The organism is Chryseobacterium sp. HNCC26DJ238 (assembly GCF_057180465.1).
Window position 1 is genome coordinate 118,575 of record NZ_JBXUGI010000001.1, and the last position, 13,364, is coordinate 131,938.

A 13,364-nucleotide genomic window follows, 5' to 3' on the forward strand; every position below is an offset into this window, starting at 1 on the left:
TTGTTATTTAAAATAGATACAAAGATCTGAATTAGATCTTTCCTCCTGCAGCTCTGTAATATTCTAAAGCCTTTGGTAAGTCTTTCTGAATATCAGCAATTCTTGTTCCCGGGCTTGGGTGGGTAGATAAAAATTCCGGCTGTCTTGCTCCTGAAGAACTTGCTTCCATTCTGCTCCAGAAAGGTATTGCCTGTCTTGGGTCATATCCGGCCATTGCCATCAGGTTTAATCCCATTTCATCAGCTTCAGATTCCTGAGTTCTTCCGTACTTAAGCAATGCTACCTGAGATCCGATAGGATATACTTTCTGAAAAACACTAGCCCATTGAGCATTGGAGATAGAACTTCCTAAAATCGCCCCTCCATATTGTGCTACCATAGACTGAGAAATCCTCTCATTCCCATGACCCGCTAAAGCGTGAGAAACTTCATGCCCCATTACTACGGCAAGACCTGTCTGGTCTTTGGTAATAGGCAAAATTCCGGTATAAACAGCTACTTTTCCTCCCGGCATACACCATGCATTGATTTGGCTATCCTGCAACAGGTTAAATTCCCATTGATAATTAGCTAAATCAGCACCTCTTCCTATACTGGTATAGTATCTTTCCGCAGCACTCTTAATTTTCTGACCAACACTTTTAACCATTTGTGCCTGAGAACCGGTAACCACTTTAGATTCTTTCAAAGTCTGCTGATATTGCTGTAAAGATGATGTCTGTATCTGAGAATTTAATGAGCCTATCTGAAAAGACTGTCTTCCCGTCATTGGATTTGTTGTACAGGCTACTAAAGCTATTGCTGTTGCCCCTATTCCAAAAAATTGTATAATTTTCATTGTTGTGCGTATTATAGATTCAACATTACAATTTCTATTCCAAAACAATACCGGTCTAAAGATTTGCATAGATTTTGCTTCACTATAAGACTAATATAAAGTGTAATGCAAAATTATCTTAAAATAATCTCCCTTCTTACTCTGGCCTTTATTTTCCAGAACTGTTCCGCTCAAAGTTCTAATGATTCTCAAATAGTGAATGCTTTGGTAAACTCTGAAGAATTTACCTTTCACGCTCAGAGAGCTAACCCAATGAACTATGATGTCATCAATACGCTGAATTCAATTCCCAATAATCCTTCTACAAGAATTTTGCAACTGGACAGTGAGGGCTATGTGATAGAATTACGAAAAGGAAAACTAGAAGTTGTACTTCCCTATTTCGGAAGAGCATTTACTTCCACTTATGGAAGTAATGATAACAGTTACAGATTTACCTCTAAAGATTATACTGTTACCAAATCTCAAAGTAAAAAGGGGAACTGGATATTTCTGATTAAGCCGAATGATGTAAAAAATGTGTCAGATATCAATATTGAAGTTTACAAAAATGGAAAAGCATTTACTTCCATAAGAAGTAATGACAGACAGCCAATTACTTATGATGGATATATTTCGAAGAATGATGCGCTGAAAGAAAAAAATGCTGAATAATCAGTCTTTATAAAAAAACTTCTCAACAAATAACTTTGCTTCAGTACTTGGATTGGAAATCAGGTCTGAAGCATTTTTTTTGTGACGGAAATAGGCTTCTTCTAGAGATTGATCTCGTTTCATCATATTCAGAATATACTCCTGAACCCAATACTCATATCGTTTTTCTGACTGTTGTTTTCTTATCAGATCAAAGCGTTCAGTCTTTTGCTTCAATTCAATAAAATCTTTGATCTTTTGATATACCTCATCCAGGCCCTGATTTTTAAGTGCAGATCCCAGTAATACGGGAACCTTCCAGTCTTTTTCTCTTGACGGCAGAAAATCTAAGGCACGTTTAAGTTCAAGCCTTGTATTTTTAGCTTTCTGCAGATTGTTTTCTTCCACTTTATTAATAAAAATCACATCAACCATTTCCATGATTCCTCGTTTTATTCCCTGAAGTTCATCACCGCCTCCGGTAATTTTCAGGAATACGAAAACGTCGGTAATATCCGAGACCAATACTTCGGACTGTCCTACCCCAACTGTTTCAATTAAAATATAATCATATCCCGCGGCTTCACAGATCATCATCGTTTCAAACGTAGTATTGGCGACCCCACCTAAAAATCCTGAACTGGGAGAAGGCCGGATAAACGCATTTTCTTCTTTTGCCAATTCCTCCATCCTTGTCTTATCACCTAAAATACTCCCCTTATTAATTGCAGAACTGGGATCGATTGCTAAAACCGCTACTTTTTTACCGTTTGCAATAACCATTCTTCCAAAATTTTCTATAAAGGTTGATTTTCCTGCTCCGGGGACACCGGTGATTCCGACACGGATAGATTTTCCGGTAAAGGGCATTACTTCTTTCAGTAAATCCTCAGCCTGATTGCGATGATCGGGTTTTTTACTTTCAACTAATGTAATCGCTTTTGCAATCAGACGTTTATCGCCTGATTTTATTCCGTTCATTAATGTTTCAGTTGAAAATCCCATCTGATTATTTCTTTTTTAAGGCCAGATATATCCGTTAAATTTCATTCATTCAAAAATATAAAAATAACCTGCAAAATCCATTACCGGGTGGTATTAATTTTAATGCTTCTAAATTAAAACGGATACGGCTGATCAGGTCTAAAAAGCATTATTTTTGTTTAAACAATTTTAAAAAATAATATGAAGAGTCTCTTTGCAGCAGCAACATTCATCCTGATTTCAGCAGTTTCCTGTGCTCCAAAATCTATTCCCACAGCAGAAACTCCGAAATCTGCAACGAGTACCGCTGAACAGATCGCTCAGGGAAAGACGATCTACGAAAGTTCCTGCAACAGATGTCACAAATTATATGATCCCACCCAGTTTACTTCTGTACAGTGGGTTGGAATCATGAATGCAATGGCTCCAAAAGCAAAACTTACTGATGAACAGCATCAATGGGTATATGATTATGTGGTTTCTGTTAAAAAATAATAACCCTTAAAAAAAACAAAATATTATGAAAGGTTTAGTTTTAAGTATGATCACAGGTTCAGTTTTTTTTAGTATCCTGCGGTCCAAAGAGTGTAGCAGTATCAGGACCTAAGTACACTACATCAGAACAACTGGCTCAGGGTCGCACGGTGTTCGAAAACTCCTGTAACAGATGTCACAAATTACCCGATCCGGAAAAACATGACGATCAGGAGTGGATTAAAACCCTGAGCAGAATGGCACCAAAGGCCAAACTGACTGACGAGCAGCATCAGATGGTCTATGATTATCTGATTTCGGTAAATAAAAAGTAAATTTTAAGCAAAGCCTGTATGATCGGAAGTGAGTACACTTCATTTATTCAATTATAACGTGAGTAAAAAAGGAGACTTAATCAGTCTCCTTTCTGCTTTTAGATTTCACCTTTGGCATCTTTGATTTTATAAATTTCCTCCGTTCTTTTACGATATCAAGGCTGTGCGATGTAAAGCAATATTTCTCTGCCTCTTTCAGAAAGTTTAAAGCATTGGAAAAACTTCTTCTTTTCTCGGAAAGCAGCGATCTGTAAAACCATATTGTCGCTTTATCAATACCCTTAATTTTCAGGGAATAGCTGATCAATTTTTCAGCTTCGTGAAAATCTTCATTATCCAGAAGACATTTGATATAATATTTGGGAGTATTGAGATTGGTTACATCACATTGCATGGCTTCCTCGAAATACAGTTTTGCTTTTTCATAATCGATAAGCATTTCACTGTAAATTCTTCCCATAAGACATAAACTGTCGGAATCTTCCGGGTCATAAGAAAGTGCATAATTCCAGGCTTCCAGACAATCCGGTAAGCTGTAGGGATAATTATCCAGAGCTTCAAAATAGTATTTACTTTTAGTTAGTGTCATTTTTGTAATTTTTTAATTCGTTTTTCAGTTGATTTCTCTCTTTCCTGAAAGATTTTTCCTGATAATTCTTTTTAAAATCTGTTCCTGAAAAGCTGCGAACAGTATTTCCTCTCTGCACATTCAGATGATTATTCCAGGTTTCCTGCATTCTCTTTTCTAATTGATGAATATAAAATTCCATCACTTTTTCTTTAAGTCTGGCTATTGAAAGTTTTTTATTCTCAAGCTGTGAACGAGTATCCTGTACGAAAACACTCTGTCCCGTTTTTAAATAAGTTGCGCGAACGGCAGTATTCACTTTATTTACATTTTGTCCGCCACTTCCCTGACTTCTTGCCGTCTTAAACTGGATTTCTTTTTCATTAAAATCGACTTTCTCCAAACCTTCAAGTTCGAAAATACCGATAAACCAATTACTTCTTTTGTGAAGTTTTCTGAATGTGCTTTTCCCTGTCCAGAGAATGCTTCCGACCCAGGTTTTCAAAAATTCACTGATATCTTTTCCTTTTAAAAGTAAAGTTGCAGATTTCAAAGTAAGGTTTTCATCACCATTTTCCCTGTGGATGATTTCGAAATCAATTTTATTCTGTTTCGCTTCCTCAAGGAAAACCTTCAGAACTTTGGCAACTACCCACTGACATTCTAAAGGCCCCTTTCCTGAGGTGATCTGTATTATTTTGTCCATTGTTTTATTTATTAATTGCTGACAGTTGATCGCTGCAAGAAAATCAAACAACGATAACCTGTCAATCATTTTATTTATCCATCCTTACAATCCGAGGCTGGAAAGTTCCGAGAATATCAACCAGTTCGCTTTGAGCACTCATCACTTCATTGATGTCTTTATATGCCATTGGTGCTTCTTCTGCATTTCCGCCCATCAGGATGACATTTTTTAATTTCAGTTCTTTCTTAATGTCATTTTGTGTAAATCGGTTTCTGCATTCTCCTCTTGAAAAGGCTCTGCCGGCTCCGTGTGAAGCTGAATGCAACGAATCAGGATTTCCTTTTCCACGGACGATGAAACCTTTTGCCGTCATCGAACCGGGGATTATACCTAATTCATTTTGATTGGCAGGCGTTGCACCCTTCCTGTGAACAATCATCTCTTTTCCATGATGTATTTCTTTCCAGGCAAAGTTGTGATGATTTTCAATGCTGGCTTTAACTCTTCCTCCAACTGCTTTAACCAGTCTTCGGTGAATATCGTCGTGACAGGCCGAAGCATAGTCACCAGCAAGATTCATTGCTGTCCAGTATTCTGATCCGAGGTGTGTATCCAAATCCAGCCACGCAAAGTTTTGAGCTTCTTTTGGCAAAGGGCACTGTGCGGTCGCCACTCTCGAATAGTACTGCGCGATTTCTGCGCCTAACCCACGGGATCCGCTGTGTGAAAGAATTCCGAGGTATTTGCCTTTTTGAAGTCCGATCTGCTGATCTTCTTCCGTAATTTCAACTTCACCGAATTCCACAAAATGATTTCCACCCCCGGAACTCCCCATCTGTTTAATCGCTTTTCCTTTTAATCTTCTCAACACCGGAATGAGATCGAATGTATCCCTGTCGAAAATTTCATGCCCGACGTGAGATTTATGCGTTTCGTACATTCCGAATTTTGTATGTTCGGCAAGCGCTTTTTCATATTTATCCTTTGCTCCGTCAAGATATGAAATCGGTGTATCCAATATACTGAGGCTCATTCTACAGCCAATATCCATTCCCACTCCGTACGGAATCACAGCATTTTCTACTGCTAAAACACCGCCGATCGGAAGTCCGTAACCGCTGTGTGCATCAGGCATCAGAGCTCCCTGTAATGAGATCGGAAGTTTCAAAGCCGTATACAGCTGATTTTTTGCTTCATCCGAAATAATACTTCCGAAAATCTGAAACGGTGCCCTGTTTGTGCTAAGCATTCTTTTTTCTGTTTTGCGGGATGAAAGCAGGGCTTCAGCAATTTGTCCGAAAGTCAGATCTTTCTCATAATTTTCCGGATTAACCTGAATATCCTTCAAGAGGGCTTTCACATAATGAATATTTTTAGTGGCAAAATTTCTCTTCATCACCTCCAAAGCAATATTAACGCTTTGATTATTCGGATATCCCAATTTTAATATATCTTTTCCTTTTAATTTTAAATTTCCCATTGTTTTTTAATAACATGTTAATTATCAGACACAGCATGTCAGACATTACTGCATCGAATGTTTTTTCAACTCATTTTAAGTTGTTTTTGTTGACATCACAGGTCTTAGAAACCTGTGAGCCGATTATAGAAGTTATCCCAGATGCGATTACAGCGTCTTCTTTTTTTACACAGTCCAGAAAGAGTGGTGACAAAAAAAGATACAGCACTGACTTTGCGCAATATATACTGCATGCCGGATGAAACTCCTAAAGAAAAGATTTCGGGAAAATTGTTTTGAGTTTAAGGTATTGTACAACAAAAAACCCGAAATCTTACGACTTCGGGTTTTGATATTTCATTATACTGTTATTCTAAGAATGTACCAAACCACGAAGCCTCGCCTTTGCAAAAGGCAAACCTACTGATGAATGTTGATTGTATCTGAACATTGCTTCGCTGTTTTTAATGGTTAAACTTGATCTGAGCTGCAAATATATAAAAAATTTCTTTTGAAATATTTTTTTTAAATAAAAAAGTCTGAGATAATATGCTCAGACTGTATGATATAGATTCTAATCCTTAGAACCAAGGCCGTCCATAGTGTCACCCATCCCTTTACTGGTAGGACTGTAGACTCTTTCATTATCTAAAAAGTAAACATCATGTTTGGCTTTAGCAATTATACCGTCGTAAACATCCTGAGGCAAGCCTGCTGCCTGTGCATCAGACTGTGATTCTGTATGCTCAGAAGTTTTTTTCTTAACCTCAACAGCACCTTTACTGTAAAGTATATTTTTCGCTTTTTGTGCATTATCTATATCCGAAGCATAAACCACTACGTTTGTCTTACCTGCGCTTTCTCTGCTGTAGGCGTCTAACATTTCATTGTCACTCACGAAAACATGATCCCAGAAACTTTTAGTTTTTTCGTCTTCAGTATAATCTCCGATTACTGAATCGTCTTCAAATTTTGAGGTTGAGATGATGATATCCGAACTATTGAATCCCTGATTCTGAAGTTCATTTTTGATTTCTTCTGTGTCTGTATTTGCCGGAAATACTGAAATTACTGTATATGCCATACTATTTTATTTTTGGTTTCCTTATACAGTACAAAAGCTGTGCAAAAATAAATTTCACTTTATATATTAACTTAAATTTAAATTAAGTTTTTTATAAAACATATTTTTTACTGTCCCATCCCGTTTAAAAATCTGTTTAATATATCTACTGCACATTTCGGAAGATTAGTTCCGGGACCGAAAATAAAATCTGCACCGTTTGCATACAGAAATTCGTAGTCCTGCTGTGGAATAACCCCTCCGACAACTATAGTAATATCTTCTGCTCCGAGTTTTTTTAATTCTTCAACAACCTGTGGAACCAGGGTTTTGTGACCTGCTGCCAGTGAAGATACTCCTAAAATATGGATATCATTTTCCACTGCCTGTTTTGCCACTTCTTCCGGAGTCTGGAACAGAGGGGCAACATCAACGTCAAATCCCATGTCAGCGAAAGCAGTTGCCACCACTTTTGCACCACGGTCATGCCCGTCCTGCCCCATTTTTGCCACCATAATCCTCGGTCGTCTGCCTTCTTCCTCCTCAAATTTCTGAGTGAGCTGAAGTGCCTTGCCAAAATATTCGTTTTTCCCTGCATTCATTGCGTAAACTCCCTGTATGGTTCTGATATTTGCCTTATAGCGTCCGAAGGTTTCTTCCATTGCATCACTCATTTCACCTAAAGTTACCCTTCTGCGGGCGGCTTCAATACATAATGCCAGTAGATTTCCGTTTCCTGTTTTTGCAGATTCCCGGATTTCATCAAGAACTTCTTCAACGGACGCGGCGTTTCTTTCAGACTTTATTTTTTCTAACCGTTCGATTTGTTTTCTCCGGACTTCTGTGTTATCAATATCTAAAATATCAATGGGAGTCTGCTTTAAACTTGATTTAAATGAATTAACTCCGATAATAAATTCTTCACCGCTGTCGATTTTAGCCTGTTTCTTTGCAGCCGCCTCTTCAATTCTCATTTTTGGAATTCCGGCTTCGATCGCTTTGGTCATTCCCCCTTCTTTTTCAACCTCATCGATGAATTTCATCGCTTCTTCGATCATCTGTTGAGTAAGACTTTCGACCAGAGTACTTCCTCCCATCGGATCCACAACGTCACATATTCCGCTTTCCTGTTGGAGAATAATCTGTGTGTTTCTGGCAATTTTTGCAGAATAATCAGTTGGAAGAGCAATGGCTTCATCCAATGCATTGGTATGTAAAGACTGTGTACCCCCTAAAGCTGAAGACAGTGCTTCAATGGCAGTTCTTGTAATATTATTAAAAGGCTCCTGCTCTGTCAATGACCATCCAGACGTCTGTGAGTGTGTTCTTAATGCCAGTGATTTCGGATTCTGAGGATCAAACTGTTTTAATAGTGTAGCCCAGATATATCTGGCAGCGCGCATTTTGGCGATTTCCATAAAATGATTCATCCCAATCGCCCAGAAAAATGATAATCTCGGCGCAAAGTCATCCACTTTCATCCCTGCTTTGATCCCTGTTCTTACATATTCAAGCCCATCCGCCAGGGTATAAGCCATTTCCAATACCGGTGTTGCTCCTGCTTCCTGCATATGGTAACCCGAAATAGAAATTGAATTGAATTTCGGGATATTTTCAGAAGTATATTCAAAAATATCGGCAATGATTTTCATAGAGGGCGTGGGCGGATAAATATAGGTATTCCGCACCATGAATTCTTTTAAAATATCATTCTGAATGGTTCCTGAAAGGAGATCCTGCGAAACTCCCTGTTCTTCTGCAGCAACAATATAAAATGACAGGATAGGAAGCACCGCTCCGTTCATCGTCATGGATACAGAAATCTGATCAAGAGGAATCTCATTGAATAAGATCTTCATATCCTCAACGGAATCAATAGCAACACCCGCTTTTCCTACATCACCTACTACTCTTGCATGATCAGAGTCATATCCCCGGTGTGTTGCCAGATCAAAAGCTACTGAAAGCCCTTTCTGTCCCGCTGCCAGATTTCTTCTGTAAAAGGCATTAGATTCTTCTGCGGTAGAAAATCCTGCATACTGACGGACAGTCCACGGCTTCTGAACGTACATTGTAGAATAAGGGCCTCTCAGGAAAGGTTCAATTCCCGGCGATCCGTTACTGATGTTCTTATCTTTAATATCTTCTGAGGAATATTTAGATTTCAGTTCGAGGCCGTCTTTCTCAAACTGATAGATCTCAAGATGTTTTTCGGATATGGTAAATTGGGGATTTTTATTTTTAATTTCCCTTCTCATGCTTTCTGATTTAAGATTTTAAAAATAAGCATTTTCAGAATAACAAGTAGAGGATAATTTTCACCAGTAAATTTTGTGTAATTAAAGTACAGAACCGAATATTCCAACCATTTGCTTAAGCCGGCTCATCACATTCTTCAATTTTAATTCAGGGAAAAGTATCTGATCGATTCTTTTGCTTAACGGATAATATGACCAAAAATTTTACATTCCAATATAAATCATGCAATTTTAATACTCTAATTTTAAATTAAAATATACCGATTGGTATATTTTTGTTATATTTGCAGACCTTTTTCTATCAGATGTCTAAAGCAGAAAAGACAAAACAGTTTATTATTGAGAAGACCGCAGCCCTGTTTAACAGCAAAGGCTACACGAGAACATCATTATCTGACATTTCGGAAGCGACCGGTCTGACCAAAGGAAGCATTTACGGGAATTTCGAAAACAGGGACGAACTGGCGCTTGAGGTTTATAAATTCAATTCCGGGCTGCTCAGAAAAAATCTTTCAAGATCCTTCAGTGAAGAATTTCCAAGTTCACTGGACAAGCTCCGGGCCTTTGTTGCATTTTACAGGAAGAACTGGCATTTTGTTTTCGCCAACGGCGGATGCCCCATCATGAATGCGGCAACAGAATCCGATGATACTTTTCCTAAACTTCAAAAGCAGGTGAAACTCTCATTCACCGTCTGGATGAAAAGCATTTCAACAATTATTTTAAAAGGTCAGGAAAATGGGGAGTTTAATCCGGAAATAAATCCCGCTGAATATGCATCCCTTTTTGTAATGATGGTTGAAGGTGGCATTCTCCTCTCCAAAACAACCTCCGATGAAAAGCATCTGAACCTTGCCCTGGACAGAGTTTTATCTATTATTAATTACGAGATTAAAAAGATTCCATCATGAATAAACTTGAAAAACTTCAGAGTTTTATCGGTAAAGAATTTTCCGAATCCCCTTCACCGTTCATGCGATGGCTTAATCCTGTGGTCATTTCAGCAGAAGAAGGACAGGTAGAATTTCAGTACACTGTAAGGCCGGAATGGCTCAATCCGATGGGCAATCTTCACGGTGGTGTCACTGCTGCGATCATGGATGACAGCATCGGTGCAACTATGTTTTCTTTAAATGAAAAGTCATTCATTACAACCATTAACAATACGATTGACTATTTCTCAACGGCAAAAGAAAATGACCGGATTATAGCTGAAACTAAAATTATCAAAAGAGGAAAACAATTTGTCAATGCACAGTGTGAGATCTGGAATTCCGATAAAACACGCCTGATTGCAAGAGGAACCTCTAATTTATTTAAAATCAATAATTAAATATAAAATCATCAATTTATTTCAGGCATAGTTTTGATACTATAATCTGAACTTAAAAAAGAATATCATTATTTATGAGACCGCTGCGTGTTTTAGGACAGAAGCAATTTCATAAACTTTAAAAAATAACATCGTAAACTTATGAAAAGAGTTGTCATCACAGGACTGGGTGCAGTAACACCTTTGGGAAACAATGTCGAAGATTTTTGGCAAAACAGCATTAATGGAAGAAGCGGAGCAGATTTGATCACGCACTTCGATACAGAAAAATTCAAGGTGCATTTTGCGTGTGAAGTGAAAAATTTTGAACCAAAAGTTCATCTGACGCACAACGAAATAAAGAGAAGTGATCTTTTTACTCAATATGCGATGTATTCATCTGCTGAAGCCATTCAGGATTCCGGGCTGGATTTTGAAAAGATGGATCCGTTCGATACCGGTGTGATCTGGGGAACCGGGCAGGGAGGAATGTGGACTTTCGAGCATGAAGTTATGGAATATGCTGCAGGGGACGGAAACCCGCGCTTCAATCCCTTTTTTGTTCCTAAGTTTATTGCCAACATGGCGTCAGGAATGATCTCTATGAAGTTTGGACTTCAGGGAATCAACTATACAACTGTTTCTGCATGTGCTACCGGTAATACTGCCATCATGGATGCATTCAATTATATCCGCCTCGGAAAGGCGAAAGTTATCATCAGCGGAGGCTCAGAAGCAGCAATCACACCTGCATCTGTCGGTGGATTCTCGATCATGAAAGCGATGTCAACAAGAAATGATGATTTTGCAACAGCCAGCCGACCATATGATGCTGACCGCGACGGTTTTGTAATGGGTGAAGGTGCAGGATCTTTAGTCCTTGAAGAATATGAACACGCCAAAGCGCGTGGTGCAAAAATATATGCTGAATTAGTAGGCGCAGCAATGACCGCTGACGCCTATCACATGACAGCACCTCATCCGGAAGGGGCAGGAGCCATAAAAGCGATGCAGCTTGCTTTGGAAGAAGCGGGCGCCAATGCTGAAGATATTAATTATATCAATCCACACGCAACCTCTACTCCTCTGGGAGACCTCATTGAACTGAATGCCATCACAAAGGTTTTCAAAGGAAATACCAATTTGGATATCAGTGCCACTAAATCGATGACCGGGCATTTACTGGGTGCTGCCGGAGCAGCAGAAGCAATTCTTTCCATTAAAGCAATCCAAAACGGAATTATACCACCAACAATCAATATGCATCAGGTAGACGAAAGAATACCGAGAGATATCAATATTGTATTCAATGAAGCGAAAGAAAAGGAAATTAACTTTGCATTAAGTAATGCCTTTGGTTTTGGCGGACACAATGCTACTCTGGTCTTTAAAAAGTTTAAATAAACTTATTATTCTATCCAACAAAAAAGCAGTCACATTATTGTGTGACTGCTTTTTGTTTTATTGTAAGTTGGATATCTATCTTAATCAAACAGTATCCGGAACAAAAAGAGCTTCAGAACTTTCTTCCATTGGAATATAAACCCGTTCCCACTGATCTCCTTCTTCCATTGTCCAACTGTGTCCCTCACCTTCAGTATCTTCAGCTAAAAGAATGATCCCGGGTTCAATCAGAAATGTGGAATCATCACTTACTTTAAATTTTATTTTCCCTCTTAAGGTGATGACAAACTGCTTTCGCGGAGCGGGATGAATATCTTTCTCCCAATCTTCAGTCTGTCTGCTTATCCAGAATGATGAAGCCGTAACTGACTGTAAAGAAGGCAATTTACCTTTTTCATATGTACTGCTTCCATCAGGGTTGCTTTTTAAACGTACCGCTGGAATAAAATCTGAATTGGCGTCCATGATTCTGAAATGTGAATTATGCTTTCAGCCATTCTGAAGATGAAAGATAATTCTCATCAGGATAATAAATAAAAAGACAGTTTTTTCCTTTGATGGTATTGATGATCGGTTCGGTCAAGTTTCTTGGTATTGCAGGACACCCCCAGCTTCTTCCGATCCTTTTATGCGTTGCTGCAAATTCCTCACTTACATAATCTGCTCCGTGCATCACGACAGCTCTTCTGTATGCTGCATCATTAAAACCCTTATCCATCCCCAAAAGTTTCAGAGAATATCCGTTATCACCATTGTAGGTTGATTCTGTAACATAAAATCCCATACTGCTCTGCAGTGAACTTTCGGTATTGGAAAAGTTTGTTGCAAACTCTTCTCCTGTATTTTTCCCGTGGGCAACCAATGAATTAAAAAGAACTTTTCTTTCATTTATATCAATGACCCAAAGCCTTTTGGTATTGGAAGACATGGAAAAATCACAAATTGTTAACAAATGTGCTTCTTCACTGAGCTTACCCGCTTTTTTAAGGTTTTCGAATCCTAATAAAGCTTTGGAAAATACATCGAAATTGAGTTTGTGATCGGTATCAAAAATTATTGAATTATAAAGTTCTTCTGAAGAACTCACGCTGTTTGTAGTTTTGAGAGATTTTGTATCAACTATAGTTTCTGTCCTGTTTAATCTTTTTTCAGCTTCTTTATGATTTTTTCTATCAGGAGAAAGATAAAATGAAGTTGAGATCAGGTAAACAATGCCTAATAAGCTATAAAATCCTTTCATTAAATATTATGTTAATTAAAATTTGTGGGACAAAATTATAAAAACACAACAAGACATCAGTCAAAAACCGTAAAGTTTAACTGAATTTAAGAAAGTTTAACGCAATGA

14 protein-coding genes are annotated in these 13,364 nt (G+C 38.2%); 5 read left to right on the forward strand and 9 right to left on the reverse strand.

Annotated elements, in window-relative coordinates; genetic code table 11:
- Positions 1-31: 31 nt before the first annotated feature.
- On the reverse strand, positions 32-838 hold the full coding sequence (locus tag AC2A07_RS00530; RefSeq protein ID WP_484048736.1) for a M48 family metallopeptidase: 807 nt from the start codon (positions 836-838) through the stop codon (positions 32-34).
- A gap of 105 nt (positions 839-943) precedes the next feature.
- On the opposite strand from AC2A07_RS00530, the gene AC2A07_RS00535 reads away from it, so the two are divergent.
- Positions 944-1,492, forward strand: coding sequence for a DUF4251 domain-containing protein (locus AC2A07_RS00535; protein ID WP_484048737.1), 549 nt, complete (start codon positions 944-946; stop codon positions 1,490-1,492).
- Here the strand turns inward: AC2A07_RS00535 and meaB are convergent, their stop codons facing one another.
- Entirely contained in the window at positions 1,493-2,476 is a 984-nt protein-coding gene (gene meaB / locus AC2A07_RS00540) for a methylmalonyl Co-A mutase-associated GTPase MeaB (RefSeq protein WP_484048738.1), read from the reverse strand.
- A gap of 180 nt (positions 2,477-2,656) precedes the next feature.
- Here meaB and AC2A07_RS00545 point away from each other — a divergent pair, with 180 nt between their 5' ends.
- A complete protein-coding gene (locus tag AC2A07_RS00545) occupies positions 2,657-2,950 on the forward strand; it encodes a c-type cytochrome (protein ID WP_484048739.1) in 294 nt (97 codons plus the stop codon).
- A gap of 390 nt (positions 2,951-3,340) precedes the next feature.
- Here the strand turns inward: AC2A07_RS00545 and AC2A07_RS00550 are convergent, their stop codons facing one another.
- The 5 genes from AC2A07_RS00550 to scpA all read right to left on the reverse strand — a co-directional run bounded on the left by AC2A07_RS00550 (position 3,341) and on the right by scpA (position 9,300).
- A complete protein-coding gene (locus tag AC2A07_RS00550) occupies positions 3,341-3,853 on the reverse strand; it encodes a hypothetical protein (RefSeq protein WP_484048740.1) in 513 nt (170 codons plus the stop codon).
- Positions 3,840-4,538, reverse strand: coding sequence for a peptide chain release factor H (gene prfH, locus AC2A07_RS00555; RefSeq protein ID WP_484048741.1), 699 nt, complete (start codon positions 4,536-4,538; stop codon positions 3,840-3,842). Before prfH ends, AC2A07_RS00550 begins: the two co-directional genes overlap by 14 nt.
- A gap of 70 nt (positions 4,539-4,608) precedes the next feature.
- Positions 4,609-6,000, reverse strand: a complete 1,392-nt coding sequence (locus AC2A07_RS00560) for an RtcB family protein (protein WP_484048742.1) — start codon at positions 5,998-6,000, stop codon at positions 4,609-4,611.
- A 553-nt stretch (positions 6,001-6,553) separates the two neighbouring features.
- Positions 6,554-7,063 (reverse strand): hypothetical protein, encoded by a 510-nt coding sequence (locus AC2A07_RS00565; RefSeq protein WP_484048743.1) that lies wholly within the window; start codon positions 7,061-7,063, stop codon positions 6,554-6,556.
- Positions 7,064-7,170: 107 nt separating this feature from the next.
- Positions 7,171-9,300 carry a methylmalonyl-CoA mutase gene (scpA, locus tag AC2A07_RS00570; protein ID WP_484048744.1) on the reverse strand — a complete coding sequence of 710 codons (2,130 nt, stop codon included), beginning with the start codon at positions 9,298-9,300 and terminating at the stop codon, positions 7,171-7,173.
- 305 nt (positions 9,301-9,605) lie between these two features.
- Here scpA and AC2A07_RS00575 point away from each other — a divergent pair, with 305 nt between their 5' ends.
- The 3 genes from AC2A07_RS00575 to fabF all read left to right on the forward strand — a co-directional run bounded on the left by AC2A07_RS00575 (position 9,606) and on the right by fabF (position 12,016).
- Entirely contained in the window at positions 9,606-10,211 is a 606-nt protein-coding gene (locus tag AC2A07_RS00575; protein ID WP_484048745.1) for a TetR/AcrR family transcriptional regulator, read from the forward strand.
- Complete coding sequence (locus tag AC2A07_RS00580) at positions 10,208-10,633, forward strand: PaaI family thioesterase (RefSeq protein WP_484048746.1); 426 nt, start codon at positions 10,208-10,210, stop codon at positions 10,631-10,633. The genes AC2A07_RS00575 and AC2A07_RS00580 overlap by 4 nt, the downstream gene beginning before the upstream one ends.
- A gap of 141 nt (positions 10,634-10,774) precedes the next feature.
- Positions 10,775-12,016, forward strand: a complete 1,242-nt coding sequence (gene fabF / locus AC2A07_RS00585) for a beta-ketoacyl-ACP synthase II (protein ID WP_484048747.1) — start codon at positions 10,775-10,777, stop codon at positions 12,014-12,016.
- Between the two features lie 84 nt (positions 12,017-12,100).
- Here the strand turns inward: fabF and AC2A07_RS00590 are convergent, their stop codons facing one another.
- Both AC2A07_RS00590 and AC2A07_RS00595 read right to left on the reverse strand, forming a co-directional pair.
- The gene (locus AC2A07_RS00590; protein WP_484048748.1) at positions 12,101-12,481 is read right to left on the reverse strand and encodes a cupin domain-containing protein; all 381 of its coding nucleotides are present in this window, start codon (positions 12,479-12,481) and stop codon (positions 12,101-12,103) included.
- Positions 12,482-12,497: 16 nt separating this feature from the next.
- A complete protein-coding gene (locus AC2A07_RS00595; RefSeq protein ID WP_484048749.1) occupies positions 12,498-13,256 on the reverse strand; it encodes a murein L,D-transpeptidase catalytic domain family protein in 759 nt (252 codons plus the stop codon).
- Positions 13,257-13,364: the final 108 nt, after the last annotated feature.

What these genes read in the sequence shown, in the direction of transcription:
- AC2A07_RS00550 (WP_484048740.1), bottom strand. Translation starts at nt 3,853, where the DNA reads ATGACACTAACTAAAAGTAAATACTATTTTGAAGCTCTGGATAATTAT.
- AC2A07_RS00595 (WP_484048749.1), bottom strand. Translation starts at nt 13,256, where the DNA reads ATGAAAGGATTTTATAGCTTATTAGGCATTGTTTACCTGATCTCAACT.
- scpA (WP_484048744.1), bottom strand. Translation starts at nt 9,300, where the DNA reads ATGAGAAGGGAAATTAAAAATAAAAATCCCCAATTTACCATATCCGAA.
- AC2A07_RS00530 (WP_484048736.1), bottom strand. Translation starts at nt 838, where the DNA reads ATGAAAATTATACAATTTTTTGGAATAGGGGCAACAGCAATAGCTTTA.
- fabF (WP_484048747.1), top strand. Translation starts at nt 10,775, where the DNA reads ATGAAAAGAGTTGTCATCACAGGACTGGGTGCAGTAACACCTTTGGGA.
- AC2A07_RS00565 (WP_484048743.1), bottom strand. Translation starts at nt 7,063, where the DNA reads ATGGCATATACAGTAATTTCAGTATTTCCGGCAAATACAGACACAGAA.
- AC2A07_RS00590 (WP_484048748.1), bottom strand. Translation starts at nt 12,481, where the DNA reads ATGGACGCCAATTCAGATTTTATTCCAGCGGTACGTTTAAAAAGCAAC.
- AC2A07_RS00545 (WP_484048739.1), top strand. Translation starts at nt 2,657, where the DNA reads ATGAAGAGTCTCTTTGCAGCAGCAACATTCATCCTGATTTCAGCAGTT.
- AC2A07_RS00575 (WP_484048745.1), top strand. Translation starts at nt 9,606, where the DNA reads ATGTCTAAAGCAGAAAAGACAAAACAGTTTATTATTGAGAAGACCGCA.
- AC2A07_RS00535 (WP_484048737.1), top strand. Translation starts at nt 944, where the DNA reads ATGCAAAATTATCTTAAAATAATCTCCCTTCTTACTCTGGCCTTTATT.
- AC2A07_RS00560 (WP_484048742.1), bottom strand. Translation starts at nt 6,000, where the DNA reads ATGGGAAATTTAAAATTAAAAGGAAAAGATATATTAAAATTGGGATAT.
- meaB (WP_484048738.1), bottom strand. Translation starts at nt 2,476, where the DNA reads ATGGGATTTTCAACTGAAACATTAATGAACGGAATAAAATCAGGCGAT.
- AC2A07_RS00580 (WP_484048746.1), top strand. Translation starts at nt 10,208, where the DNA reads ATGAATAAACTTGAAAAACTTCAGAGTTTTATCGGTAAAGAATTTTCC.
- prfH (WP_484048741.1), bottom strand. Translation starts at nt 4,538, where the DNA reads ATGGACAAAATAATACAGATCACCTCAGGAAAGGGGCCTTTAGAATGT.